The sequence below is a fragment of the Paenisporosarcina sp. HGH0030 genome, from assembly GCF_000411295.1.
In the GTDB taxonomy this organism is placed as follows: Bacteria; Bacillota; Bacilli; order Bacillales_A; family Planococcaceae; genus Paenisporosarcina.
In genome coordinates this window covers 347,007-373,308 of sequence record NZ_KE150421.1, presented here as the reverse complement: position 1 = coordinate 373,308, position 26,302 = coordinate 347,007, and the positions used below count along the sequence as shown (strand labels likewise).

Genomic DNA, 26,302 nt, shown 5'->3' with positions numbered 1-26,302 from the left:
AAAGCTTGCTTCTTTTTACAAGAAGGCCTCAAATCAACACTTCTCCAACTTTACTCTTACTTGTTCCAATTGCCGTTAATAATAAAAAAAAAAAAACGACTCATCATTTTCAAGATGAGTCGTTTTAGACTGTAAACAAAGAAAAAAATGAGTCAATATAACTGTATACTATTGAAAAAGAGCCTATGCAAGAAAATGTTGATTTCCATTGCGGCGGACGCGTTTCGCGGGCACGGCTTCAGTCTCCTCGTCACTACGTTCCTGCGGGGTCTTCAGCTCGTGCTGTTCCCGCTGAAGTCGCCGCCTCCACTCCAATCAAAAGAAATGCTTCTGTAAGCGTGTCTCTGCAAAATATTTAAGTTGGAAGGTGGTTGGCTATTTCTGAAGACTCCTGCGGAAAAACGAAACAAGCTAGACCCCACAGGCTCAGCTGTCATAGACAGCTGAGCCGAGGAGGCTAGCGTTTCGTCCGCGGAAAGCGAAAGAAATAGCCGACCACAATCTTTTTCGATAGAGTGCAAATAATAAGAACTCAATTTTTATACTTTTATATTAATTATTATTCTTTTGTCAACAAGCTGAGGTCTTCTAGAGAAAACAAAAACCTTTTGCAATGTTAACGTATGTACACTTTAGATAATTTTTGGCATTCATCAATTATCAGCAATTTCGATAATTTTTCTAATAACAGAATGAACTTCAACCGCGTTTTTGATTACAAATAAATGCTCCGCTTCGCCTTCTATCGGCGCTATCACATCTCCTTTATTAGTCTCATTCTGTTGCCTAGTTCGCACTTCCTCAAACGTTGAAGCAGTTCTTAATATTTTTGTACTACGTTTACTTTTCGCAACACGCTCTTTAAGAACATGTTCTGGCACATCAAAATTCACAAGAATGCTTGTAAATCCTTTATTATGATAATGTTCAAGCAGCTTCAAACGGCCTTTACGATTGCGATTTGAGTTACAAAGAATGAGGTGGCAATTAGTCTCATTAACTGCATAATCAACAATAGTTTGTGTAAGAGAATACTTGATTGTATTATGTCCTTGTTTCGGTAATAACGTTTGGTAATATGTATGGAGTAATTCAGCATGATTATCTTGATCAATCACAACTGAGTTAGGCATCTCTGTTTCTAATGCTTTCGCAAATGTAGTCTTACCGCTATGGGTTATACCAACTGTCATAATAACTAACCTCTTCAAGAATCCAGCTCCAATCTATAATTCAGATTTTGTTTTGGGACCATTTCCTGCCGTAATAATACTGACATGCCAATCAGTAAATATTTTTCATAGCCACCAACTATAACCCCTTATATTATACCAGTAATATCCATTTAGCCAATAAGGTTAGAGAATATTCCGTGAGCACACGTATTTTGCATAAAAAAAACCGTCTTACTGCCCTTCTTCAGGGGCAATAGACGGATTTTCTTTTTTGGGGAAATATTGCGGCGAACGATCGAGTTGATCAATGAATGACCTGGACTTCAGTCGAATGCCTGTTTGTTCCTCATATATGGTTCTCACGATTTTCTTGATAAACGTTTTCGTTTCTTTTTTTAATGTCAACTTCCCAACTTGCTCGATCGGCACCGTGTAAAACGTCCGAATGAGCTTGACTTGAGCAGGAGTCAAACGAATTATATAGCGATCAATATCAAAACACCGATGACATAAAAAACCGATCTGTTGAAACGAAAAAGCAAATTCTCCATCTGTTGCTCCGCAATTAGCACATTGATGCAGTGTGGGGTAAATCCCGGTGACCGGCAACATTTTCCACTCCACGAACAAAGCAATCGCTTCAGGGTCATATTCTTCCGAGATGGCATGCAATGCTTGCTGAAGTAAGTTGAAAATGGCAGGTTGAGCTGTGCGTTCTTCCACTGCACGATCGATTAATTCCACCACAAAACTTGCATAGGCAGTCGCTTCAATATCTTCCCGGATATGACGATAAGACTCCATTTGCTCCCCTTGCTGCATGGTCCCCATTCCTCGTCCTTGCTGGACCAGGAAGGACCCATGAGTGAAGGGTTGAGTGATGGCAGCGAGTCTGCTGGCAGGCTTTTTCGCACCTCTTGCCATTGCAGTTACCTTACCGCCTTCTCGTGAATAGATGGTGACTATTTTATTGGATTCCCCGTAATCTTGCGTTTTTAAGACAATGCCTTCAATTCGATTCAGCAACTGCCCCCACGCCCCTTATTAATATTCGTCGTCGCGGAAACCGAAATCTCGTAAATGAACTTGTTTGTTACGCCAGTCTTTTTGGACTTTTACCCAAAGTTCAAGAAATACTTTGCTTCCAAGTAACATTTCGATATCTTTACGTGCTCGCATCCCAACTTCTTTAAGAAGAGCACCTTTTTTACCGATGACAATGCCTTTTTGTGAGTCGCGCTCTACCATAATCGTCGCTGTCACACGGATTTTTTCACTATCTTCGTCTCGTTTGATTTTCTCAATAACAACAGCAATTGAATGAGGAATCTCTTCATGCGTTAAGTGAAGAACTTTTTCACGAATCAACTCAGATATGATGAAACGTTCTGGGTGATCAGTTACTTGATCTGCTGGGTAATATTGAGGTCCTTCAGGTAAGTGTTGAGTCAGGACTTTCAACAATCCTTCGATATTGATGCCTTCAAGTGCAGAAATCGGCAATACATCCGCGAAATCAAATTCATTTCTGAAAGATTCAGTTACGCTCAAAAGCTTATCAGGATGGATTAAATCGATTTTATTCATCACCAGAAAGACTGGTGTTTCATTCCCTTTGAGCATATCTAAAATGTAACGGTCTTGTTTACCGATACGGTCAGTAGAATCAACCATCAACAAAATCGCATCTACTTCACGTAACGTGTTTTTCGCGACTTTCAGCATAAAGTCCCCTAGTTTATGTCTAGGCTCATTGATTCCCGGAGTATCAATGAAAATAAGTTGTTCCGTGTCCGTTGTTAAAACACCTTGAACTTTATTTCTTGTTGTTTGAGGTTTGTCACTCATAATCGCTATTTTTTGACCGATAACACGGTTTAAGAATGTCGATTTCCCAGCGTTTGGACGGCCAATGATTGAAATGAATCCAGACTTGTACCCTTTATTTGTTTCCAGCATAAGCTAAATCCTCCGGAGTAAATGCACCTGGCAACAACCCAGCAACTGTTGTCTCCTGTACATCTCCTTTTAAGTTAATTAGATAGACAGGCATGTTTGGCTCACAGAACTCTGCAATGACTTGACGACATGCTCCACATGGCGATACAGGACCGTCCGTATCAGCTACGACAGCAAGTGAAGCAAAGTCACGAACGCCTTCAGAAACAGCTTTAAACATCGCTGTGCGCTCTGCACAGTTTGTCATGCTATATGATGCATTTTCAATATTACAGCCGTGGTATACTTTGCCTTCTTTCGTAAGCAGAGCAGCACCCACTTTAAATTTTGAATATGGTACGTACGCATTTTCGCGTGCGATTTTGGATTCTTCCATTAGTTGTAATTTATCCATTAGTAAAACACCTCAATTAATAATTTCCATCCACTTAGGTAAAAAGATGAGTATTCCGATTATAGCACTTGCACAGGCAAATACAAGAACTGCAGCAGCGCTCATATCTTTCGCAAGCTTAGCTAAAACATGAATTTCTGGTGAAGCGAGATCAACGACTCTTTCTAAAGCAGAATTGACCAATTCCAGACTCAACATCCCGGAAATACATAAAATCAAGATAATCCACTCAACTGTTGATAAATGGCTGAACGTTCCCGCCAAAATCACAGCAATTGCTGCAAGCAAATGGAAGCGAAAATTCCGTTCACTTTTACTTGCAAAAATGACTCCTTCGAATGCAAACTTGAATGAATTCAAGAAATTATTGCTTTTCATCCTGTTCACGTCGCAATCCAAAAGACTGTAAGATCGTCTCTTGCTTTTGAGTCATTTCTTTTTCGTCTTCGGCTTCCATATGATCATAGCCGAGTAAATGAAGGAAACCGTGTATTGCTAAAAAGCCCAATTCTCTTTCTTCACTATGGCCGTAATCAACTGCCTGTTCCTTTGCTCGTTCGACTGAAATGATGATATCCCCAAGCATTCGAGGCACACCCTCTACTTCAATCGCCATTTCACCTTCTCCCAGTTCTTCCATTGCAAATGAAATGACGTCTGTCGGTACATTCTTACCTCTATATTCATGGTTGATTTGCTGAATTTCCTCATTGTTCACGAATGTCACAGATAACTCGCTGCCAGCTTCAATACCTTCAGCCTGAGCAGCATGATGTAACATTTTTTCAATAAGCTCCAGGTTCTCCGTTGATAATGATTCTGTTTGGTCAATTAAATCTAGCGTTAAGTGCATATATAAGCTCCTTTATTGTGGGTATTCAATTCGAGAATGGAATATACCATTCAAAGTTTCACACAGAACGCGTTCGACGGTTTTAAGTTCTTTAAGTGTTAAATCACATTCATCGAATTGCCCATCATGTAATCGGTCTTTGATAATGGAATGTACAATTTCCTGTATTTTTTCTGCTGTAGGATGCTTCATTGAACGGACGGCAGCCTCCACACTATCTGCAATGGAAATAATAGCTGTCTCTTTTTTCTGAGGTTTAGGCCCTGCATAACGATAATCTTCTTCGTTTACGGGCTGCCCTTCCTCTTTTGCTTTGAAATAAAAATATTTTAATAAACTTGTCCCATGATGTTGTTCAGCAATATCAATAATTTCTTTTGGCATTTTGTGCTTTTGCAATAATTTTGCTCCATCACTACCATGGGATAAAATGATGTCCCTACTGGTTTCTGGAGGAAGTGCATCATGAGGGTTGGCATGACTCATTTGATTTTCTATAAAAAATCCTGGTCGTTTTGTTTTTCCGATATCATGATAGTAACAGCCTACTCGTGCTAATAATCCATCTGCACCAATTGATTCACAGGCTGCATCAGCCAGATTTGCGACCATTACACTATGATGATACGTTCCTGGTGTTTCAGTTAAGATTTTTTTCAGCAATGGATGATTCGGATTTGAGAGTTCGATCAGTTTCATTGTGGAAATTAATCCGAAAGCTGATTCAAAGAACGGTAATAAGCCAATGGTCAAAGCGCCGGACAAAAGACCAGAGGTGAGTGCAGCAATACCGTAAAACAGCAATTCACTAACCCCATAGTCTGATTGAGTCATTAGTAAATAAAATGCCATAAAAATGAAATTGACAACAGCTACATTTAAACTCGTCTGAAGTAAGTGTGACCGTTTTTCAGCACCTTGAATCACGTATAAACCTGCAAATCCACCGAATAAAATATATAGGGCAATTTCCATCTGAAGTACAGCAGAATACCCTTCCTGGAACACTAGACCTGCGACCGCTGCCGTCAAAAATGCCATTAATACGGCAAAGCGTTCATTTATTAATGAACGTACCAGCATTGGAGCTAATGCAGTGGGGAATAAAAAGGCAATTGTCACGTCAAAATTGTCTGATACCAAACTGATTAATTTCATTCCGATGACAGACAAAATAAAAATCAGCATTCCAACAAGAAGTGCCCGTTGCCGTTCTTCTTTATTCGTACGCCATTTTGCCATTTGCATATGTACAAGCCACATACAAAGTGAAATAAAGAGAATCAGCCCCAAAATCGGTTCCAATGACGATTGATTCGTTAACATTCCCAGAAGTTTAAGTTGTCGATACACTTCCCGATCGATGATTTGACCTTCCTGAACAATTACTTGCCCTTGAAGAATTCTGGTCGGCTCAATACTCGCTCGCGCCTGCTCGATTCGGGCCTGAGTCAGTTCCTCATTTAACGTTTCATTTACAGTGATGCTGTAACGTCCAATTAACACAGCTGTAGGCAGAACACTTTCTGGTATCTGCAAATTTTCCCGAATGCTTCGTTCAATTTCATTTTTGGCATTGGCTACTTGCTCAGTGCGAATCGGCTTACTCATAATATCGCGTACTGAAGCAGTTAGAGAATCTCTTAAAGTTATTAAGGACTCATTCTCCAATAACAGTAAGGAAACCAGGGCATCATCGGTAAAGCGAATTCCTTCCCCATCAGTTTCTAGCACATTAAGGTTTTCCTTCAAGTTACTTACTTGTTGTTCTATTGGCGTAGCCGATTTAACTGATTCTGCTTTTTCTTCCAGAACATAATCAATTACGGACGTAACAATTGCTGCACGATTTTCGCCAATTTCCTCGGAGAATTGATAAACACTTGTAACCTCTGAAGCTGCTCTTTGACGTTCTTCTTCAGTCTTCACAGGATCTTCAACTGTTTTTATGGAGCGAATTGTATCTTTCGATAAGTGAAATTCTTTTATATCATATTTCTCTGGTCTAACTCCGTTTACGAGAATTAAAAAAAGGAGTAAACCTGTTATCACAATCGTTAAAACGGTAAATGTTCGGTAGCCCACTAGTGACTGCATTTTATTAATCCAGCTATTCACTGCATCACCCCATCTTCTACCTACTATCATATCAAGAATTTTCTATCATTACACCGACAATTGTAAAAGATTTATGAATTGCGTAATGCAACAACACTGCACATTCATAGATTCGTAGACTAGTTGATTGAATAGAAATGAAAGAATGTATTTGCGCATACTTTTTCTTAAAATAAGATAAATAACCTGACTCCTTACAAAATGTCAGGTTCTTTTGTATGTATGTGTTTCTGGTAAGGACTGAGTGTCCGTGTCCAAGCGAATGGACGATAACTATTGCTGAATGGACAAAAATTGTGATAAATGGTCAGTAATCAGTCGTGACTGGTCAATAACCTCTTGCGAGTGGACAAAAAGAAGCCACCATTCATCCAAGCTATGATTCTAAGAAATGAATTTTCAAGCCAACCCTGCCAATCCTCAAGAGCTGAAGCGGTAGTCCTACAAGTATCTGGATTTCATACTTTCGGACGCATGCGGAGCATGCTGTTAGCGCAAGTGTACGTTACAAAAAACGGAATGTGGTTTTCATTCTTGATGGCTGGCTCATGCAGATTTTGAGTCTAACGAAAGTGTAATGATAAAAAACAATATGAAAAATTAAATCTGCCAAAGTAAAAAAACAGCAGCCCTATTCAGGCTGCTGTTCTTCGTATGCATGAATAATTTTTGCGACGAGTGGATGACGGACAACGTCTCCTTGCTCGAGCATCTGGAAGTGGATGCCACTGACATTGTGCAAAATTTTCTCAGCAACTTTCAAGCCGGACTCTGCACCACGCGGTAAATCGATTTGCGTTTTGTCTCCAGTGATCACCATTTTCGAGCCGAAGCCCAGTCGTGTTAAAAACATTTTCATTTGAGCTTTCGTCGTATTTTGAGCCTCATCTAAAATGACAAATGCATCATCGAGTGTACGTCCACGCATATAAGCAAGAGGTGCAATTTCTATCGTTCCTCTTTCCAAAAAGCGCGTCGTTTGCTCCGTTCCCAGTACATCATGAAGTGCATCGTACAAAGGACGTAAATAAGGATCTACTTTCTCTTTCAAGTCGCCAGGTAAGAACCCTAAGCTCTCCCCTGCTTCAACAGCAGGACGAGTCAAAATGATACGTTTTACATGACCGTTTTTTAACGCTTGTGTTGCAAGAACAACAGCCAGATATGTTTTTCCCGTACCAGCAGGTCCAATACAAAACACCAAATCTTTGTGACGAATCGCATGAATATATTCACGCTGACCTATTGTTTTGGCACGTATCGCTTTCCCTTTGACATTACGGGCAATTTCTTCATCGTACAACTCCGCGTAATACTCTAAAGTCCCAGCTGTACTCATTTCTATAGCTGTACTTACGTCACGTTGATTAATATTTATTCCTTTTTTAATAACTTTTAATAATTGTTCAATTAGTTGTTTAGCAATTGCACGTTTTTCGACATCCCCTACTAGACGAATGGCTTCGCCTCGGGTAATGACCTGTACGCCAAGTTCTTGTTCAATCAATTTCATATTGCCATCAGAAATTCCTAGCAGTAAGATGGCTTCATTTGGATCTTGAACGTGTAATTCCGTATAATGTTCTTCCTGCATTCTCAGTCTCCTTGATGTATAGGACTTTTACCTGCAATATTATCATTCATGTAATACAATACTTTCCCTTTTACTGTATCATTTGACCACGTCATGTGTAAAATTTTTTCATCCTTAATCTTTCCATTTGGAGATAACGTTGATGCTGTTCTCATTCTTAACATGGGCATAAACGCTTCTTTAATCCATTGTTCATTCACAGTTACTGACGATTTTTCTACGATGATGTTTCGCTCAACCCGGAAAGCACTTTTGAACAATTCGATAAGCCGCTCCACGTTCTGCTCTTTTTTAAACGATTTCCATGCCGGAGATACTTGTAGTATTTTTACTTCTTCAGACACGAACTTATCATAAACAATTTTTGTTGGTAATTGAAAAGACATTTCAAGCCAATAGTCTGCAAATACTTGCCCTTCTGCACCAACAACCAAATTTTTATTCCCTTGTTTCAGAAGCCCTGTTACCAGCCTGTCTCCTTTTTTCACCGTTGCATTGATCGGTACCAAACGTTCTCCAGAGCGGAGGTCATAGTGGGTAATTACTCCTTTTCGCAAAGCTACTAGATCCGAAGGTCCCGTTTTATCCACTTGATCTCGGATAATGACAGGTGCAGGTACAGAAGTAAGATGCATTTTTGCTCCTGTTCGCTTGATATGAATCCAGGAAAGGTCGTGATTGTTCGCTAATATAACTTGTCGAATCTCAGAATCAGGTACCAGTGATTTTAGGCTTTTTCTTTCGATTACATTTAATTTATGCAGCTCCTGCTCCAACTTTACTTGTCGTTCGTCGGACACATCTTCTATAGATATTTGCCATAAAAATAAAGAACAGATATATGGAACTAAAATAAATCCTAGTAATCCCGCGAGCACTGACCAATGAAAGTGAATTACCTGTGTATTATCAGGTCGTGAAAAGTGTATAGGTATCCTGAATTGCTTTCTGATTTTCCGTACCTTTGGTATATCTTTTTCGTAAATCGTAAATGTCGTTCCCGATTTATTTGTAGATAATTTTATTATGTAAACTTTATTTACTTTTAAAGCTTGAAGAAAAGAATATGTTTGATCATGGGGCTTTATTTGACAAGTGATTTTTCGACTACTTTCTATAGATCCCATTAGACCATATCCATTTTTCGAAGTTCCAGTTTTGTTAAATCTCGAACACTGATCGTGACTTCATCTACATTCATGGTGGAAATAACCGTTTCACCAGATTCTATAGTCAAAGCAAATCCTTGTCCCCTTAACTGACATGAATGAGGACTGAGTGACAGTAATTCAAAGGGTCCATTCACACGGATAGATTGAAAGTCGTCAATATGGATAAATGGGGTCAATTGCAAATGATTGTTTAACAATAAAAGACCTCCTTTCCATCAGCATATGCTGACAGACAGGAGGTCATGAGTTAACGTTTCGATTTTGGAGGAGCTAAAATCTCCGAAAAAACAATCGCTTGAAGCAATTCCTTTTCTGAAGACGGAACCAGTGAAATTGAATCAGAAGATGTAGTCCTGATGACTTCTTTTGACTGGTGCAAGGAAAGTCTTCTTGGACGAGCAGCGGATGTTGGTGCTGTCTTCTCTTTTTCCTTTACAGGCAATACAGTTTCATTCACATGCTTCATTTGCTGGATCACTTCAGGTTTTGGTGCTGTTTGTATTTGTCTTTCAGAGATTTGTTTTTGCACATCTCCGTATATTTCTTTCGCATAATCTTCAAGCTTTTTCATGGATTGTTGATTTGACGATTGAGGCAGAAATGGTTTTGTTTTCCCACCATCATCTCTTGCATTTTTCCGTTTGAAAATAGCACTAATAATAAATGCAATAATCGCAAAAATGATTGGTTCCACTGTCGAATCCCTCCTTAAAGGGCTACTGATCCAGATTAATCTTTAGTTAGATCAGTTTTAGATTTATCGCCACCCATTTTACTGATTGAATCGCGCATACTTGTATCAGCTTGTAGATTTTTATAATTCATATAATCCATAACTCCGATATTTCCTTCACGTAAAGCTTCTGCCATAGCTAGAGGGATCTCTGCTTCTGCTCCTACTACTTTTGCACGCATTTCCTGAACTTTGGCAATCATTTCTTGTTCAGTAGCTACTGCCATTGCGCGACGTTCTTCAGCCTTAGCTTGCGCAATTTTCTTGTCAGCTTCCGCTTGCTCTGTTTGTAGTTCGGCACCAATGTTTTTACCGATATCAACGTCCGCGATATCAATGGATAAGATCTCAAAAGCCGTACCAGAATCAAGACCTTTTGATAATACAGTTTGAGAAATCATATCAGGATTTTCTAGAACTCTTTTATGATTTTCACTAGAACCAATAGTTGAGATAATCCCTTCACCAACACGGGCTACAATTGTTTCTTCACCCGCACCACCTACTAGACGATCGATGTTAGCACGAACAGTAATACGTGCTTTCGCTTTAACTTCGATACCATTCATCGCAACACCGGCAATAAACGGCGTTTCAATCACTTTCGGGTTAACAGACATTTGAACGGCTTCCAGTACATCACGGCCTGCAAGGTCGATTGCTGCTGCACGTTCGAATGGCAAATCAATATTTGCTCTATGAGCGGCGATCAATGCATTTACTACTCGGTCAACATTACCACCCGCCAAATAGTGACTTTCTAGTTGATTAATTGCAACAGAAAGTCCTGCTTTATGCGCTTTAATTAACGGATTGACGATACGTGATGGAATTACTCGACGTAATCTCATCCCTACTAAAGTAAATATGCTGATGCGTACACCTGCTGCTAATGCCGAGATCCACAACGCGATTGGTACAAACGTCATGAAAATAGCCAAAAGAATAAACGCGGCTATAATGGCTATGATAATGCTGATTGTGCTTCCAGTAATTCCTTCAATCATGCTTCTTTCTCCCCTTCTTTGACTTCCCGGACAACTGTACGGGAGCCTTCAACTTTAATAATTTTTACAACTTTATTTGCATCCACGTAGCCACCTTCAGTGACTGCATCGATTCTTTCACCATCCAGCATAATTGTTCCAGAAGGACGAAGTGGTGTCATGCTTACAGCCATTCTGCCTAATAATTCATACCGGTTAACGTTAGAAACATAACCATGTTCAGTATCCGTGGCATCTTTCAAAATAATTTTGTTGAACACCTTGAGATTTTTACCAAAGAATTTCATGAGTATCACCATTCCTAAGATTGCGACAATCAATGCAATCAACACGGCAATTCCCATGTGAACTACATTGCCCCCCGCAAGAAGTATACTACCGATAATTAACGCTGCCCCTATAATACCTGCAATCGCACCAGGGAGGAATAGTTCGGCTATTATAAACCCGACTCCAATGACAAAGAGAATAATGGATTCATAACCTGCCAACCCTGCAACCATATGACCGAAAAAGAATAAACCTATCGCGGTTAAGCCCATCGTTCCAGCCACTCCGAATCCAGGTGAATATAATTCAACAACCAATCCAAGGCTTGCGATAGACAACAGAATGGGTACAATAATTGGATTAGTAACAAATCGCGCTACTTTCTCTGCAAATGTTTCATTTACCGAAGTAACAGTGGCATCTTTAAGTTCCAATTTCTGCAGCAATTCATCGATTGAAGCAACGGTCCCCTCTGAATAGCCTACTTCCTCAGCTTCAGTAGCTGACAGCGTAAGAAGTTTACCTTCTCCTGCTCGGTATTCTGGTAAGTCTATAGATTCATCCGCCATCGCCAAAGCGTATAATGGATCACGGTCTGAAGATTCTGCTGCCGTTTTCATCGATGCCAACCAAGCACTATTGGCTTTCTCTTCCGCAGCATTCCCTGCTCCATCAATGACTTTAGCAGCTCCTATACGGCCGCTTGGCACCATGTAAATTTCATCTGCATGCAATGCTATAAAGGCACCGGCAGATAACGCATTGTGATTAATAAACGCGACCGTTTTCAATGGTGTCTCATCCATTAATTTTGCGATGTTTTCAGCAGAATCCACAAATCCACCAGGTGTATTGATGTCTAAAATCACAACATCAGCACCCGCTTCTTCAGCTTCTTCAAAAGCGCGTTGCAAAAAGGCATATAGCCCTTTTTCCACTTCATCCTTTATAGGTATCCGATAAATTTCCGATGCGTTGACGGGCAAACTAGGCAAGATTAATAGAATGGAAATGAAGAGCAGTAAATACCCACTTACGACCCGCGTCCATCTCATAACGCCCCTCCTTATCTATGTAGCAATTCGGCTTTCTATAGTATGTACGGATGAACAGGATAAAAGATTCATAATGAAGAAAAAAACTTGGAAGAAGTTGCTGATTGTGTGGGACGATGAATGTTAATGAAACAATTGAATTTCGATTAGATTTGTAGTTATGGTTTTGTCTACTTTTGTTGAATCTTAGGCGTTATGTCCAGGAAGTGACCAAAGAGAAATTTCCGTCAACACGTCGTGGCTATCCGTCCATTCAACGAAAAGATGGTGTAACTCACTACTAAATTCAAATCCTTAGAAAAATAAAATAAGCCGAGAAATCCAGAGATTTCTCGGCTTACATATGAAATTTCTTTAGTCATCAAGTAGTACGTGTTAAGAACGTAGGGATTATGGGAATTGACCACTTACGTTTACGCGCAGCTTCTGATTTCTTTTTACGCTTTACGCTTGGTTTTTCATGAAAATCGCGATTTCAAACCTAAAGTAACTTCTAAATTAGAATTTACGTTTACGCGCAGCTTCTGATTTCTTTTTACGCTTTACACTCGGTTTTTCATAAAACTCGCGTTTTCTAACCTCTTGTATTGTTCCACTTTTAGAAACAGTACGTTTGAAGCGGCGAAGAGCATCTTCAAGCGATTCGTTTTTGCGAACGACAGTTTTTGACATCTCTCTTTCCCTCCCTCCGAACACACGTCAATACATAACCTAGTGTTATGTACTCCAAAATTATATCGTATCATATCATTTTGGTCAATACGTTCTCGATAATTAATAGTCTGAGTTAGAAGTTAATCCTTGCACAATCTGTACGCCTGAACTTGCACCGATTCGTGTAGCCCCTGCTTCGATCATTTTTTGAACATCTTCCAAGCTGCGAACGCCACCAGATGCTTTCACACCAAGGTCTGGCCCTACTACTTCACGCATTAAAGCAACGTCTTCAAATGTTGCTCCACCTGTTGAGAAACCAGTAGATGTTTTAACAAAATCCGCTCCAGCATCTTTAGAAAGTTGGCTTGCTACTTTAATTTCTTCTTTAGTTAGCAAACAAGTTTCTAAAATTACTTTCACAATTGCTTTCCCTTTAGCAGCATTTACTACTGCTTCTACGTCTCGTTTTACTAAATCCATGTCTTGAGATTTCATAGCGCCGACATTTAATACCATGTCAATTTCACCAGCACCGTTATTGATTGCATCCGTAGTTTCAAATGCTTTCGTTTCAGGTGTAGATGCACCAAGTGGGAAACCGATTACTGTACAAACTTTTACAGGAGTTCCTGTTAAAAGTTCAGCAGATGTTTTTACCCAAGTAGGATTTACACAAACAGATGCAAATGTGTATTCTTTAGCTTCAGCACAAAGTTTCTCAATTTGTTCTTTTGTAGCTTCAGGTTTTAATAATGTATGATCGATCATTGACGCAATATTTGTAGTCAAAATGATTTCACCCTTTCGGAAGTTGTCCGTACCTCTTAATTTTACCATGATAGTCGTTACTTTTCACTACAAATCACTTAAAGTTGACACCAGTGCGCTTTTTTCACTTCAAAGCAAATCGTCAGTCGAATATTGACTATTCGCGGTTTTGGGTCTTCTATTCGCGATACTCCGTGGTTTATTCGCGCTTTAAGCGTTTCTATTCTCGTATTAAACAGTTCTATTCGCGAGTTCTTCCCTTAACCAACAAAAACAACACTTTGAATACTAAAATTCCCAGCTACATTAAAATATCCAGTACATCGAAATGTACTGGATTGTTTTGCGTACCAAGTCATACAACTGTTCGATAAATCACGCTAATCCTCGGATTTAGCATAGCCAAGATTTGAACATCTCATTCAAATTCGTAGGAAATTGCAGACAGTACATATAAAGGAGCTGTTTCCGCTCTAAGAATACGTGGTCCTAAGGAAATCGATTGAAATCCTCGATTCATAAGTGCGTGTATTTCTGTTCGGGACAAACCGCCTTCAGGTCCAAACACAACACACATGGATTGTTGCTCATTTGTTTTTGATAAAATTTCAGCAAAGCGTGTTCGTTTTTCCAGCTTGGCATCTTCTTCATCAGCAACAAAACAAACATCATACTTCTCGGTCATCTGCAGTAACTGCTTGAAAGTCACAATATCTTGGATAGCGGGAACCACATTACGATGAGATTGTTCTGCAGCTTCTTTGGCGATTTTTTGCAAACGTTGCTGTTTTTTACTGCCTTTTTGGGCATCCCATTTTACAATGGAACGTTCAGCCTCAAAGAGAATAAGTTCATGCATGCCAAGTTCTGTTGCTTTTTGAGTGATCAAATCCAATTTCTCACCTTTAGGTAATCCGCAACAAATCGTTACTTTCTTCGGCAGTTCGTTGGAGCGTAACGATTCAGATGATTTTTTCACGCGGACATCCTGACCTTCAAAACCATCAATTGTTGCTTCATAAGCATGGCCATCCGAAACGACAATAATGGATTGACCTTCTTGCATACGCATTACTTTTTGAATATGTTTGGCATCATCGCCTGAAATAATCGCCATTCCATCTTCGAATTGTTGAGGGATAAAGTATCTTTGCATCTTTGCTTTATTCCTTCACTGGTTTTTTCGAAATGATTGTAACCCAGTCTTCCATCATCATTACTTCTTCAATCTCAAATCCAGCAGCTTCAAGTGATTGTTTAACATCGTCTTTTTTAGCCCCAATGATTCCTGAAGTAATGTACATGCCGCCTTCTTTCACGACCTTGAATGCATCTTGTGTGAAGGACATAATGATTTCAGCTAAAATATTCGCAACCACAACGTCAGATGGTTCTTTGACCGTATCCAGTAAGTTACCATGAACTACATCTGTCGTGTTTTGAACTTTGTTCAGCTTGACATTAATTTTCGCAGAACGCACTGCTACTTCATCCAAATCAAGTGCATGAACATGTTTTGCTCCGAGTAATGCCGCCCCGATTGCCAGGACACCCGAACCGGTGCCGATGTCTGTTACATAATCACCAGGTTTAACGGTTTTCTCAAGTGCTTGCAGACACATTACTGTTGTAGGATGTGTGCCCGTACCAAACGCCATTCCCGGATCCAGTTCGATAATCAATTCATCTGTCGCAACTGGCTCGTATGTTTCCCATGTAGGGACAATCGTAAAGCGTTCCGAAATTTTCACTGGGTGATAGTATTTTTTCCATGCTGTCGCCCATTCTTCTTCATTGACTTCACTTATTTTCACGATGTTGTCGCCGACGTTGATATCATAATTAATCAGGTTATTGATCGCGAGCTTCACTTCTTCGACTGTTTCCCCTAAAAAACTTGTAACAGGTAAATACGCTTTCAGAATAACTCCTTCTGTCGGGAAATCATTTGGATTCAATGCATAAATTTCACCGAATCTGTCTTCACGTTCACGTGCGAACTCCTCGGAATCCTCAATGACTACACCACTTGCCCCTGCTTCGTGCAAAATATTCGAAACTGCTTCTACCGCTTCATGCGTCGTATGAATGGATAGCTCTGACCACTTCACCTGCGTCAACTCCTTAGTCACCTTTTATCGTGCGCTTGATTTTATCAAATAATGAACTGCCTTGTTCTTCCGGGATATCGCCACTAATTTCAGCAAAATCTCTAAGCAGTTGTTTTTGTTTCTCAGTCAGTTTAGATGGCGTCATTACTTTCACTACTACGTGTTGATCACCAATTCCATAACCATGTACATTCTTCACGCCTTTACCTTTAAGGCGGAAAGTCGTACCAGATTGCGTGCCGGCTGGAATTTTCAGTTTCACTTTGCCGTTTACAGTAGGCACTTCAATTTCATCGCCTAAAGATGCTTGAGGGAACGTTAATTTCAATTCGAAATAAATGTCATCCCCGTCACGTTCAAATCGATCATGAGATCTAACGCGGAAGACTACATATAAATCACCAGCTGGGCCGCCATTTTTACCTGGCTCGCCTTGTCCGGAAACACGTAGTTGTTGACCATCATCAACACCCGCAGGAATCGTCACTTTAATTTTCTTGCGTTTTTTCATTGTGCCTTGTCCATGACATGTTGCACATTTATCTTTGATTAACTTGCCTGTACCTTGACAGTGATGACATGCACGGCGATTTACCATACGTCCAAAAGGCGTATCCTGCGTCACATTTAACTGGCCCGTACCTTGACAGTGATGACAAGTTTCAGGTGATGTACCTGGTTTCGCACCATTACCGTGGCAAGTATCACATGTTTCTTCTTTTGGAATTTCAATTTCAGTCTCTTTGCCGAAAACAGCTTCTTCAAAATCGATCGTCATTGAATACTGTAAATCATCACCTTTACGCGGTGCATTTGGGTCACGACGACGTGATCCTCCACCACCAAAGAATGAACTGAAGATATCATCGAATCCGAATCCGTCTGCTCCTCCACCGAATCCGCCAAATCCTTGATTCGGTCCAGCATGCCCGAACTGGTCATATTGAGCTTTTTTCTGGTCGTCGCTCAACACTTCGTATGCTTCTGTTATTTCTTTGAATTTATCGACAGCATCCGCAGCTTTGTTGATATCGGGATGGAATTGTTTCGACAATTTTCTATATGCTTTTTTTATCTCTTCTTTTGAAGCACTTTTTGTTAATCCAAGTACCTCATAGTAATCTCGTTTATTCATTTGTCACACTCCTGATCAAACTTTCACATAGCATCTATTGTAACACGCGAATATCCGCAATGCCAAAGACATTGAAAAAGCCAAAGTCGGTATTCCAGACTTTGACTTTTTCGGTTGTCTATCTTGTCTTACTTGTTGTTATCGTCGTTTACTTCTTCGAATTCAGCGTCGACGACACCGTCATCTTTTTTAGAGTCTTCTGCACCTTCTGCTCCTTGAGCTTCAGCTGCAGCTTGTTCGTACAGTTTCATCGTCAATGCTTGCACGATTTCATTCAGCTTGTCTTTTTTCGTGCGGATATCTTCCAAGTTACCAGCTTCTAGAGCAGCTTTTAACTCGTCCTTCGCGTCTTCAGCTTGTTTCTTTTCTTCTTCAGAAACTTTGCCTTCAAGATCTTTTAATGTTTTTTCGGTCATGAAGACCATTTGATCCGCTTCATTTTTCAATTCAGCTTCTTCTTTACGCGCTTTATCTGCTTCAGCATTTGCTTCCGCTTCTTTCACCATACGATCGATTTCTTCGTCAGTTAAAGCCGTATTTGATTGGATTGTAATGTTTTGTTCTTTTTGAGTTCCTAAATCTTTTGCTTTAACTGTTACGATACCATTTTTATCAATATCGAAAGTTACTTCGATTTGAGGTACGCCACGTGGTGCTGGTGGAATATCAGCCAATTGGAAACGACCTAACGTTTTGTTGTCAGTAGCCATTGGACGCTCACCTTGTAAAACGTGAATATCTACAGCTGGTTGATTATCAGCAGCTGTTGAGAAAGTTTGTGATTTTGATGTTGGAATCGTCGTGTTGCGCTCGATTAATTTCGTGAACACGCTACCCATTGTTTCGATACCAAGTGATAGTGGAGTTACGTCAAGTAGTACTACGTCTTTTACGTCTCCAGTTAATACGCCACCTTGCACTGCTGCACCCATTGCTACTACTTCATCCGGGTTAACACCACGATGTGGTTCTTTGCCTGTTTCTTTCTTAATTGCTTCTTGTACCGCTGGGATACGCGTAGATCCACCAACTAAAATAACTTTGTCGATTTGTGAAGGTGAAAGGTCAGCATCTTTTAATGCTTGACGCGTTGGAACCATTGTACGTTCTACTAATGAAGCTGTTAATTCATCAAATTTCGTGCGGCTTAAAGTCATTTCCAAATGTAATGGACCTGCTTCGCCTGCAGTGATGAATGGTAATGAAACTTGAGTAGATGTTACTCCAGAAAGATCTTTTTTCGCTTTTTCAGCTGCATCTTTCAAACGTTGAGTAGCCATTTTGTCTTTAGATAAATCGATACCGTTTTCTTTTTTGAACTCAGCAACGAAATAATCCATTAACAATTGGTCGAAATCATCCCCACCAAGACGGTTGTCACCGGCAGTTGAACGCACTTCGAATACGCCATCGCCAAGTTCAAGGATTGATACGTCAAACGTACCGCCACCAAGGTCATATACTAAAATCGTTTGGTCTTGATCCATTTTGTCTAAACCGTATGCAAGAGCAGCTGCAGTTGGTTCGTTAATAATACGTTCTACTTCTAGACCAGCGATACGACCAGCATCTTTAGTTGCTTGACGCTCAGCATCGTTGAAATAAGCAGGAACTGTAATTACTGCTTTTGTTACTTTTTCACCCAAGTAATCTTCTGCGTACCCTTTAAGGTATTGAAGAATCATAGCTGAAACTTCTTGTGGAGTGTATTCTTTGTCTTCAACTTCGACTTTATGATCAGTACCCATATGGCGTTTAACTGATTGAATTGTGTTCGGGTTCGTGATTGATTGACGTTTCGCTACTTCCCCAACTTGGCGTTCGCCGTTTTTGAATGCGACAACAGATGGTGTTGTGCGGTTACCTTCTGGATTTGGGATAACTTTTGGTTCTCCACCTTCAAGAACTGATACACATGAATTTGTTGTTCCTAAGTCAATACCGATAATTTTGCTCATTCTATAATTCCTCCTAGAAGTATGAAAGTTAAGTTATTCGTTTACTTTTACCATTGTTGGTCGAAGCACACGGTCTTTGTACTTGTATCCTTTTTGCAACTCTTGTAACACGATACCTGATGCTTTTGAGTCGTCCGATTCGGTCATAACTGCTTGATGTAAATTCGGGTCAAACTCAACACCTTCGGCTTCGATTACTTGTAAACCTTCTTTTTCGGTTGCTTCAACCAATGTCTTGTAGACCATCTCTAAGCCTTTACGCAAAGATTGTGATTCTTCCGAAGCCGACTCTACTTGCATGGCACGCTCGAAATTATCAAGCACTGGTAATAAGTTTGAAAGCAAGTTCTGTGCCTTATATTTATCCGCAGCTTCACGGTCCAAATGCGCTCGACGCTTAAAGTTTTCATAGTCTGCACGCAGACGCAAATGACGGTTTGTTTCTTCGTCTAATTGTTTTTGTAGCAATTCGAGCTCAGATGGCTCTTCATTGTTTGTTTCTTGACCTGTCAGCTGTTCTTCAGTACCCGTAGGTTGTTCAGAAACTTCCACAGATTCTTTTTCTTCCGTGTTTGAGACAACTTCTTTTTCTTCAGATTGCGACACGTTTAGTTCCTCCTTCTTTATCGTGAACCACGCAAAATGCGAGTAAGTTCACGAGACAGATCGCCACTCATGACATCCAGTAAAGTGACAACTCGTCGATAATCCATTCTAGTTGGGCCAATAATAGCTATGGAGCCCATTTGTTCTTCCCCAATGGTATAGGATGCTGTAATGACACTACATTCTTCCATTTCCAAAAGGTTATTCTCAGAACCGATGCGAATGTGAATACCCGCTTGGTTCGGTGAAAACAAAGTTGAAATTTGATTAGCTTGATCCATCATCGTAATTAAGCCGCGAGCCTTCTGGAGGTCACTGAACTCTGGATGATGAAGCAGTTTGGATTTGCCGCCATAGAATACTTTTTCTTCATGTGGGCTCGAGATAGCTGCGCCAAATGAAGCCATGAGTTCACCGTAACGACCAATATGCTGTTTTAACAAAGCGGCCGCTTCTTTTTCAAGCACACGTTGAAGTTCATGCAAGTGAACACCGGTCAGCTGTTCATTTATGATGTTTACCATCTTTTCAATATCAGATGCTGTCAGACCTTGCGGCAATTGGAACAATCGATTTTCAACATGACCAGAATCCGTTATGATGATTGCGACTGCCGAATCATTGGTTAAAGGAACAATCGAAAATCTTTTAACTCGGTGTTTACGCACATCAGGTCCGAGCAAAATCGATGTATAACTCGTTAATTCGGACAATATCATGGCCGTTTTTTGAATTACTTGTTCCGTCTCAGTAATTCTTTCCTGGAAGACAGATTGAATTTGCTGCATGTCATCTGATGAAGCAAGTTGAGGCGTAAGTAAATGGTCAACATAAAATCGATATCCTTTTTCAGAAGGAATGCGACCTGACGACGTATGCGTTTTTTCCAAATAACCTAAATCTTCTAAATCAGCCATATCATTTCGAATCGTCGCAGGACTGAACGGCACTTCCTCTTTTTTGGAAAGCTGCCTTGATCCCACTGGTTGAGCGGTCTCAATGAAGTCATCAACTGTTACTTGCAATATGAGCAATTGTCGGTTCGTTAACATTATTATCACCTCTGTTAGCACTCATCTCTTGCGAGTGCTAATACTCATACATAAATTATCAAATCCGTTGACTAAAGTCAACGGATACGATTATTTATTCCATTAAAAAAGATTGGAAAATTTCATTTCCGATAAATCTTCCTTTTCGAGTTAAAGCGACGCTATCTTCGTTGCTAATCATGGAGCCACTTGCAACATGCTTGGATAGTACTTGTCCATACATTTCTTCCAATGATTTGCCGAACTTTTCTTCAAAGCTGTTTTTATTGATTCCTGCAACTTTTCGTAAGCCCAAAAACATTTCTTCTTCCATTCTTTCAACAGCTGTCACTTCATGAATGGAATTCACCGGAAACTCTCTACTTACTAGTGCGTCCATATATTTTTTAATCGGACCAATATTTGCATAGCGATTTCCTAAGGCGTATCCATGTGCCCCAGCACCAAATCCTGCGTATTCTACATTGTCCCAATACAGATTGTTATGTTTCGAATGGAAACCTGGCTTTGCAAAATTACTGATTTCGTATTGGTGAATGCCTCTTGATTTCATTTCAGTCATTAACACGTCATACATATCCGCTTCCAAGTCTTCGCCCGGCAAAATCAATTTGCCTTTTGTCATCAAATTATAAAAAACCGTCTTTGGTTCGACGATTAATGAATATGCGGAGTAGTGCGGTAAATCCAGTTCAAGCGCTTTGTCCAGTGTATATTTCCACTGGTCCATTGTTTGCCCCGGAAGGCCGTACATCAAATCAATGCTGATATTGGTGAAGCCGATATCTTTAGCCATTTGAATGGTTTTGTAAACATGTTCGTTTGAATGAGTGCGACCTAAGCGACTTAGTATATCCGCATCGAAACTTTGTACACCTAAGCTCAAACGGTTAATCCCATTGTTCTTCATGACAACTAATTTGTCGTGTGTCAGTTCATCTGGATTTGCTTCAGATGTGAATTCCTGCACATGTTGCATCGGGATATGTTGTTTGATGAGTTCGAACAATCTTTCCAATTGATCCGCACTCAGCGCTGTAGGTGTTCCTCCACCCAGAAAAATCGTATCCATATGTAAATGATCTTTGTACTTTTCAACAAACATCTTCATTTCCATGCCGAGTGTTTCGATATACTCGTCTACCGGTTGATTCTTAAAGAACACTTTGTTGAAATCACAGTAGTGACAAATTTGATGACAAAAAGGAATATGAATATAAGCTCCTTTAATCATGGCATTTCCTTCTTTCTTATAGAAAAAGGAGGCCAACTAGTAGCCTCCATTAACAAACCTATTTGATCAATCTTCGTCCATCTTCAATACAGCCATGAACGCTTCTTGTGGTACTTCAACTGAACCTACTTGTTTCATACGCTTCTTACCTTCTTTTTGTTTATCAAGAAGTTTACGTTTACGTGAAATATCTCCACCATAACATTTTGCAAGAACGTTTTTACGGATTGCACTGATTGTCGAACGAGCGACAATTTTTTGTCCAATTGCTGCTTGTATCGGCACCTCAAATTGTTGTCTTGGAATCAATTTCTTTAATTTCTCAACAATAATTTTTCCGCGTTCGTAGGCAAAGTCATTATGAACTATAAAGCTTAAAGCATCCACTTGTTCTGCATTCAACAGGATATCCATCTTCACAAGTTTTGAAGGTTTGTATCCGATCAATTCATAGTCAAATGACGCATAGCCTTTCGTTCCTGACTTCAATTGGTCAAAGAAATCGTACACGACTTCAGAAAGTGGTACTTCATAAATAATGCTTACACGCGTTTTGTCGATGTAATCCATCGTCATGAAATTACCACGTTTCTTTTGACAAAGTTCCATCACCACACCTACGAAATCGTTCGGTACCATGATGGTAGCTTTAACATATGGCTCTTCGATGCGGTCGATTTTTTGTGGGTCCGGCATCATCGATGGGTTGTCCACTTTTTTAATCTGACCATCCGTCATATGAACATCGTAAATTACACTTGGAGCAGTCGTAATTAAATCAATGTTGAATTCGCGTTCCAAACGTTCTTGAATGATTTCCATATGAAGAAGTCCAAGGAATCCACAACGGTATCCAAAACCAAGTGCCTGAGAAGACTCTGGCTCAAATTGTAATGCCGCGTCATTTAGCTCAAGTTTTTCAAGAGCATCACGTAAGTCATTATATTTAGACGTGTCAATTGGGTACAAACCACAATACACCATCGGGTTCAATCGACGGTAACCAGGTAAGGATTCAGTTGCCGGATTTGCAACATGTGTGATTGTATCCCCTACACGTGTATCTCCAACATTTTTGATTGCTGCAGTTAGGAAACCTACGTCTCCTACAGTCAATTCGTCACGAAGTGTTGCCTTCGGCGTAAACACACCCGCTTCAATCACTTCAAATTCTTTTCCGGTTGCCATCATGCGGATTTTGTCCCCAGGGCGGACCGTCCCCTCCATGACACGTATGTACGCTACTACTCCGCGGTACGGGTCGTAAAGAGAATCAAAGATAAGCGCTTTTAAAGGTGCTTCGGGATCACCAGTAGGTGCAGGCACTTTAGCAACGATTTGTTCTAAGATGTCTTCAATACCAATCCCAGCTTTTGCGGAAGCAAGTACAGCTTCAGAAGCATCAAGACCAATGACTTCTTCAATTTCTCCGCGAACGCGTTCTGGATCAGCTGCCGGTAAATCAATTTTATTGATGACCGGTAAAATTTCAAGTTCATTATCTAACGCCAAATAAACGTTAGCCAATGTTTGTGCTTCGATTCCTTGTGCTGCATCTACAACAAGAATAGCCCCTTCGCAGGCAGCTAAACTTCTGGATACTTCATATGTGAAATCGACGTGTCCTGGTGTGTCGATTAAATGGAACGTGTAATCTTCGCCGTCTTTAGCGCGATAGTTTAGTTGTACAGCATTCAATTTAATCGTAATTCCACGTTCACGTTCTAAATCCATTGAATCGAGAAGTTGAGCTTTCATTTCTCTTGAAGTCAATGCTTTGGTTTGCTCTAAAATTCGATCGGCTAATGTTGATTTACCGTGATCGATATGGGCGATAATTGAAAAGTTTCGGATATTCTGTTGGCGTTTGTTACGTTCTTCTCGATTCATGCAATGTCCACTCCTAATTAAACTATCTAGAATTATAGCAGTGAACATGTCTTTCATCAATGTTAGGTTTCAGGCGTCTCTTCAAAGAAGTTGGAAATTGCCTTTGTCAGGATGGAAATGGTCCGATTGATTTCTTCTTCCGTGTTCTCGATTCCACCCAGTTCAACTAGAAGAGAGTGGCTTGATAGGTCTTGGTTATATATCCCATTCCCGGTATCCCGGGTTTTAGCCAACACCCCTTTTGAGATGTCAGGAACCATCGCATTTACCTCATCAGAAATTGCTTTGGCAAAGGCTTCATTCAATTTATAGTTTGCATGTTCGGCCCCTACAACAAAAGACATTCTCGCATATGACGTGCCATTGGACTGTATTGTTGTCTTTTCGCGTTTGATGGAATCACGGTGAACATCCAGTAGAACATCATAGTGATTTCCTGCTAACTGCTTTTGCAAATATGGTCGGATTTTTGTATATGCACCGCTAATCTGCATATTATTCATTTTGTCAAACTGCAGCACGTCAACTGAATCCCCATTTAAACTAAAATGCTGGACAACAAGGTCACTTACGTTAGATATGTTGGCAGTAGGGTGATAATTAACTGCTTTCAGGCCTAGTTTTTTTTCGACAATCGGTTGGTACGATTCCTGAATATGTGTGAAATACAGCAAGACTTTAATTGGGTGAGCTGTGGTATTCACTGTGATTTCTTTTGTGGAATCATTTGTGATTTCTTTCGTGTTTGCTGCATATGCAACCGGTCGAGTTTCAACTTTTTCTGAAGCCGTTGTTCCAAACGCCAGCATGGGGAGCTTAATCATTAATATTGGCATTAAAAATAAAAAAAGATAGAAACTCATGACTTTCTGCAATGTTTTGCGCATTGTACACCCCTCCTCCTACAACTTACGTAGGATCAGGGTTGATTAGAACTAAAAACATCCTCCTGTAGCCATTTCGTTACACTCGCTTGAATCATTTCTGCGTGCCTCACAACCCACGTATCTGTTTCTTTTGGCGTAACAAATAATTGTTGATGATGAGGGGGCAAAACTTCCTGCAATAGTCCTCGGATTTCTTCGCTTGACCACCCTGCCCATTCACCGAAAATCGGCTTGATGGCTTCAACATTTACGGGTTCATCTGAGCTTCTAAGCCATGATCCTACTGATAGGGCTGAAGATGGTTTCGTCGTCTCCCCGATTTGGGATGAAATCACTTTGAATACTGTTTCAATCGCATCCACAACTAGCACTGGCGCATCCACAACCATTGGCACACCGATAGCAGTTACAGGAACTCCTAATGATTCAAATGAAATTTCACTTCGCGCATTGCCTACACCCGAACCTGGGTGGATACCGGTATTTGTCAGCTGAATGGTTTTACATAGGCGATCTTGATTACGTGCTGCTAATGCATCAATAATCAAAATCAAATCTGGTTTGACATGCTCAGAGATCGCTTTAACAAACTCACCCGTTTCCAAACCGGTTTGACCTGTTACACCCGGTGCATAAAATAAAACTTGTCCTGTTTCAAATGGAAAATGGAACATTGCTTCATGAAAACGGTCGATTGCCAAAGGACCGATTGCATCCGGTGTAATCGTCCGATTTCCTAATCCGATTACCAGTACTTTAGATTGTGCCGTCAAATTAATTTGTTTATGAATATCTTCCAATGATTGAATAAATTGTTGCTCAAGTTCCTTGAATCCTTCGTCATCTTCAGCAGTTAAAGTTGGAACGGATAAAGTAATATATGTTCCAGCTTTTTTACCTATTGACTCTGCCCCATTTGCATCCGTTTCAATATGGGTTATATGAACACGACCTTTACGCTCTTCATTCATTTGAATCCCAGGCGTTTCATATAATGTATCTTTCTCTTTTTCCGTTCGATGCTGAACCACTTCGGTTGCTTCATCGATTAAATCAGTCCGCATTAGATTACGTATATTCATCCATATCACCTCAAGAAAAAGTTTGCCCAAGGTGTCAAGTAAATATTCTTTGCGTGAATCTATTGCAATTTAACTTTTGGTTTGCTAAAATAATGCTTGTTGTATTGATAATACTGATCTAATACTTAAAGCAAACAGCGCCTAATAAACGCGCATTAACGCTTAAACTCGAGAATCTCTTGATCTCGGACCTTTTATAGGAGGTGAAAGATATGCCAAACATCAAATCTGCAATCAAACGTGTAAAAACGAATGCTTCTGCTAACGCACAAAACTCTCACACGAAGTCTACAATGCGTACAGCAGTTAAGAAAGCTGAAAATGCTTCTCTTAACAACGAAGAAAACGCAAAAGAACTTTTACAATCTGCTATCAAGCAAGTAGATAAAGCAGCTTCTAAAGGATTAATTCATAAAAACACTGCGGCTCGTAAAAAAGCTCAATTAATGAAAAAAGCGTAATGATATGAAAGACCGGATTCGATTGACGAATCCGGTCTTTTTTTGTCTATTTAAAAAGCTCTGTTAAATTTTAATGTTGATAAATGAATATTTTTTAGGGAAACCTCTTTATTAGTCGCTTTCCTTGGCTA

26 protein-coding genes are annotated in these 26,302 nt (G+C 40.1%); 1 reads left to right on the top strand and 25 read right to left on the bottom strand.

Translation table 11 applies throughout. From position 1 onward, the window contains the following. Positions 1 to 653 precede the first annotated feature (653 nt). The 25 genes from HMPREF1210_RS01880 to gpr form a co-directional block, all read right to left on the bottom strand. Positions 654 to 1,193: an AAA family ATPase gene (locus tag HMPREF1210_RS01880; RefSeq protein WP_016426897.1), complete on the bottom strand. Its 540-nt coding sequence runs from the start codon at positions 1,191 to 1,193 to the stop codon at positions 654 to 656. 213 nt (positions 1,194 to 1,406) lie between these two features. Further along, a complete protein-coding gene (gene recO / locus HMPREF1210_RS01875) occupies positions 1,407 to 2,201 on the bottom strand; it encodes a DNA repair protein RecO (RefSeq protein WP_016426896.1) in 795 nt (264 codons plus the stop codon). Between the two features lie 18 nt (positions 2,202 to 2,219). Then, positions 2,220 to 3,134 (bottom strand): GTPase Era, encoded by a 915-nt coding sequence (gene era / locus HMPREF1210_RS01870; protein ID WP_016426895.1) that lies wholly within the window; start codon positions 3,132 to 3,134, stop codon positions 2,220 to 2,222. Beyond that, positions 3,118 to 3,528 carry a cytidine deaminase gene (locus HMPREF1210_RS01865; RefSeq protein WP_016426894.1) on the bottom strand — a complete coding sequence of 137 codons (411 nt, stop codon included), beginning with the start codon at positions 3,526 to 3,528 and terminating at the stop codon, positions 3,118 to 3,120. The genes era and HMPREF1210_RS01865 overlap by 17 nt, the downstream gene beginning before the upstream one ends. A gap of 12 nt (positions 3,529 to 3,540) precedes the next feature. Beyond that, complete coding sequence (locus HMPREF1210_RS01860) at positions 3,541 to 3,906, bottom strand: diacylglycerol kinase family protein (protein ID WP_036659297.1); 366 nt, start codon at positions 3,904 to 3,906, stop codon at positions 3,541 to 3,543. Then, a complete protein-coding gene (ybeY, locus tag HMPREF1210_RS01855) occupies positions 3,893 to 4,381 on the bottom strand; it encodes an rRNA maturation RNase YbeY (RefSeq protein ID WP_016426892.1) in 489 nt (162 codons plus the stop codon). Before ybeY ends, HMPREF1210_RS01860 begins: the two co-directional genes overlap by 14 nt. Positions 4,382 to 4,393: 12 nt before the next feature. Next, the gene (locus HMPREF1210_RS01850) at positions 4,394 to 6,478 is read right to left on the bottom strand and encodes an HD family phosphohydrolase (RefSeq protein WP_016426891.1); all 2,085 of its coding nucleotides are present in this window, start codon (positions 6,476 to 6,478) and stop codon (positions 4,394 to 4,396) included. A gap of 652 nt (positions 6,479 to 7,130) precedes the next feature. Next, positions 7,131 to 8,093, bottom strand: a complete 963-nt coding sequence (locus tag HMPREF1210_RS01845; protein ID WP_016426890.1) for a PhoH family protein — start codon at positions 8,091 to 8,093, stop codon at positions 7,131 to 7,133. A 2-nt stretch (positions 8,094 to 8,095) separates the two neighbouring features. Next, complete coding sequence (locus HMPREF1210_RS01840) at positions 8,096 to 9,220, bottom strand: sporulation protein YqfD (RefSeq protein WP_016426889.1); 1,125 nt, start codon at positions 9,218 to 9,220, stop codon at positions 8,096 to 8,098. Further along, a complete protein-coding gene (locus tag HMPREF1210_RS01835; protein WP_016426888.1) occupies positions 9,220 to 9,462 on the bottom strand; it encodes a hypothetical protein in 243 nt (80 codons plus the stop codon). Before HMPREF1210_RS01835 ends, HMPREF1210_RS01840 begins: the two co-directional genes overlap by 1 nt. Before the next feature lie 50 nt (positions 9,463 to 9,512). Then, positions 9,513 to 9,959, bottom strand: a complete 447-nt coding sequence (locus HMPREF1210_RS01830; protein WP_016426887.1) for a hypothetical protein — start codon at positions 9,957 to 9,959, stop codon at positions 9,513 to 9,515. 35 nt (positions 9,960 to 9,994) lie between these two features. After that, entirely contained in the window at positions 9,995 to 11,005 is a 1,011-nt protein-coding gene (gene floA / locus HMPREF1210_RS01825) for a flotillin-like protein FloA (protein ID WP_016426886.1), read from the bottom strand. Next, positions 11,002 to 12,330, bottom strand: coding sequence for a nodulation protein NfeD (locus tag HMPREF1210_RS01820; RefSeq protein WP_016426885.1), 1,329 nt, complete (start codon positions 12,328 to 12,330; stop codon positions 11,002 to 11,004). Before HMPREF1210_RS01820 ends, floA begins: the two co-directional genes overlap by 4 nt. A 498-nt stretch (positions 12,331 to 12,828) precedes the next feature. Further along, on the bottom strand, positions 12,829 to 13,002 hold the full coding sequence (gene rpsU, locus HMPREF1210_RS01815) for a 30S ribosomal protein S21 (protein WP_016426884.1): 174 nt from the start codon (positions 13,000 to 13,002) through the stop codon (positions 12,829 to 12,831). Between the two features lie 102 nt (positions 13,003 to 13,104). Further along, positions 13,105 to 13,776 carry a deoxyribose-phosphate aldolase gene (gene deoC / locus HMPREF1210_RS01810; protein ID WP_196930489.1) on the bottom strand — a complete coding sequence of 224 codons (672 nt, stop codon included), beginning with the start codon at positions 13,774 to 13,776 and terminating at the stop codon, positions 13,105 to 13,107. A gap of 397 nt (positions 13,777 to 14,173) precedes the next feature. Beyond that, positions 14,174 to 14,911: a 16S rRNA (uracil(1498)-N(3))-methyltransferase gene (locus tag HMPREF1210_RS01805; RefSeq protein WP_016426882.1), complete on the bottom strand. Its 738-nt coding sequence runs from the start codon at positions 14,909 to 14,911 to the stop codon at positions 14,174 to 14,176. 7 nt (positions 14,912 to 14,918) lie between these two features. Beyond that, positions 14,919 to 15,866, bottom strand: a complete 948-nt coding sequence (gene prmA / locus HMPREF1210_RS01800) for a 50S ribosomal protein L11 methyltransferase (protein ID WP_016426881.1) — start codon at positions 15,864 to 15,866, stop codon at positions 14,919 to 14,921. Between the two features lie 13 nt (positions 15,867 to 15,879). Further along, a complete protein-coding gene (gene dnaJ / locus HMPREF1210_RS01795; protein WP_016426880.1) occupies positions 15,880 to 17,001 on the bottom strand; it encodes a molecular chaperone DnaJ in 1,122 nt (373 codons plus the stop codon). A gap of 128 nt (positions 17,002 to 17,129) precedes the next feature. Continuing rightward, positions 17,130 to 18,959, bottom strand: coding sequence for a molecular chaperone DnaK (gene dnaK / locus HMPREF1210_RS01790; protein ID WP_016426879.1), 1,830 nt, complete (start codon positions 18,957 to 18,959; stop codon positions 17,130 to 17,132). 33 nt (positions 18,960 to 18,992) lie between these two features. Beyond that, positions 18,993 to 19,565 carry a nucleotide exchange factor GrpE gene (gene grpE, locus HMPREF1210_RS01785; RefSeq protein WP_016426878.1) on the bottom strand — a complete coding sequence of 191 codons (573 nt, stop codon included), beginning with the start codon at positions 19,563 to 19,565 and terminating at the stop codon, positions 18,993 to 18,995. A 17-nt stretch (positions 19,566 to 19,582) separates the two neighbouring features. Beyond that, positions 19,583 to 20,617, bottom strand: coding sequence for a heat-inducible transcriptional repressor HrcA (gene hrcA, locus HMPREF1210_RS01780; RefSeq protein WP_016426877.1), 1,035 nt, complete (start codon positions 20,615 to 20,617; stop codon positions 19,583 to 19,585). A 94-nt stretch (positions 20,618 to 20,711) separates the two neighbouring features. After that, a complete protein-coding gene (hemW, locus tag HMPREF1210_RS01775) occupies positions 20,712 to 21,851 on the bottom strand; it encodes a radical SAM family heme chaperone HemW (protein ID WP_036659638.1) in 1,140 nt (379 codons plus the stop codon). A 66-nt stretch (positions 21,852 to 21,917) separates the two neighbouring features. After that, positions 21,918 to 23,741: a translation elongation factor 4 gene (gene lepA / locus HMPREF1210_RS01770; protein WP_016426875.1), complete on the bottom strand. Its 1,824-nt coding sequence runs from the start codon at positions 23,739 to 23,741 to the stop codon at positions 21,918 to 21,920. 62 nt (positions 23,742 to 23,803) lie between these two features. Beyond that, on the bottom strand, positions 23,804 to 24,628 hold the full coding sequence (gene spoIIP / locus HMPREF1210_RS01765) for a stage II sporulation protein P (RefSeq protein ID WP_016426874.1): 825 nt from the start codon (positions 24,626 to 24,628) through the stop codon (positions 23,804 to 23,806). 32 nt (positions 24,629 to 24,660) lie between these two features. After that, entirely contained in the window at positions 24,661 to 25,710 is a 1,050-nt protein-coding gene (gpr, locus tag HMPREF1210_RS01760; RefSeq protein ID WP_016426873.1) for a GPR endopeptidase, read from the bottom strand. Positions 25,711 to 25,922: 212 nt separating this feature from the next. On the opposite strand from gpr, the gene rpsT reads away from it, so the two are divergent. After that, the gene (gene rpsT / locus HMPREF1210_RS01755; protein WP_016426872.1) at positions 25,923 to 26,171 is read left to right on the top strand and encodes a 30S ribosomal protein S20; all 249 of its coding nucleotides are present in this window, start codon (positions 25,923 to 25,925) and stop codon (positions 26,169 to 26,171) included. Positions 26,172 to 26,302: the final 131 nt, after the last annotated feature.

Coding starts and splice junctions, on each gene's coding strand:
- HMPREF1210_RS01880 (WP_016426897.1), bottom strand. CDS start 1,193: ATGACAGTTGGTATAACCCATAGCGGTAAGACTACATTTGCGAAAGCA.
- era (WP_016426895.1), bottom strand. CDS start 3,134: ATGCTGGAAACAAATAAAGGGTACAAGTCTGGATTCATTTCAATCATT.
- HMPREF1210_RS01865 (WP_016426894.1), bottom strand. CDS start 3,528: ATGGATAAATTACAACTAATGGAAGAATCCAAAATCGCACGCGAAAAT.
- HMPREF1210_RS01860 (WP_036659297.1), bottom strand. CDS start 3,906: ATGAAAAGCAATAATTTCTTGAATTCATTCAAGTTTGCATTCGAAGGA.
- ybeY (WP_016426892.1), bottom strand. CDS start 4,381: ATGCACTTAACGCTAGATTTAATTGACCAAACAGAATCATTATCAACG.
- HMPREF1210_RS01850 (WP_016426891.1), bottom strand. CDS start 6,478: ATGCAGTCACTAGTGGGCTACCGAACATTTACCGTTTTAACGATTGTG.
- HMPREF1210_RS01845 (WP_016426890.1), bottom strand. CDS start 8,093: ATGCAGGAAGAACATTATACGGAATTACACGTTCAAGATCCAAATGAA.
- HMPREF1210_RS01840 (WP_016426889.1), bottom strand. CDS start 9,220: ATGGGATCTATAGAAAGTAGTCGAAAAATCACTTGTCAAATAAAGCCC.
- floA (WP_016426886.1), bottom strand. CDS start 11,005: ATGATTGAAGGAATTACTGGAAGCACAATCAGCATTATCATAGCCATT.
- HMPREF1210_RS01820 (WP_016426885.1), bottom strand. CDS start 12,330: ATGAGATGGACGCGGGTCGTAAGTGGGTATTTACTGCTCTTCATTTCC.
- rpsU (WP_016426884.1), bottom strand. CDS start 13,002: ATGTCAAAAACTGTCGTTCGCAAAAACGAATCGCTTGAAGATGCTCTT.
- HMPREF1210_RS01805 (WP_016426882.1), bottom strand. CDS start 14,911: ATGCAAAGATACTTTATCCCTCAACAATTCGAAGATGGAATGGCGATT.
- dnaJ (WP_016426880.1), bottom strand. CDS start 17,001: ATGAATAAACGAGATTACTATGAGGTACTTGGATTAACAAAAAGTGCT.
- dnaK (WP_016426879.1), bottom strand. CDS start 18,959: ATGAGCAAAATTATCGGTATTGACTTAGGAACAACAAATTCATGTGTA.
- hrcA (WP_016426877.1), bottom strand. CDS start 20,617: ATGTTAACGAACCGACAATTGCTCATATTGCAAGTAACAGTTGATGAC.
- hemW (WP_036659638.1), bottom strand. CDS start 21,851: ATGATTAAAGGAGCTTATATTCATATTCCTTTTTGTCATCAAATTTGT.
- lepA (WP_016426875.1), bottom strand. CDS start 23,741: ATGAATCGAGAAGAACGTAACAAACGCCAACAGAATATCCGAAACTTT.
- spoIIP (WP_016426874.1), bottom strand. CDS start 24,628: ATGCGCAAAACATTGCAGAAAGTCATGAGTTTCTATCTTTTTTTATTT.
- gpr (WP_016426873.1), bottom strand. CDS start 25,710: ATGAATATACGTAATCTAATGCGGACTGATTTAATCGATGAAGCAACC.
- rpsT (WP_016426872.1), top strand. CDS start 25,923: ATGCCAAACATCAAATCTGCAATCAAACGTGTAAAAACGAATGCTTCT.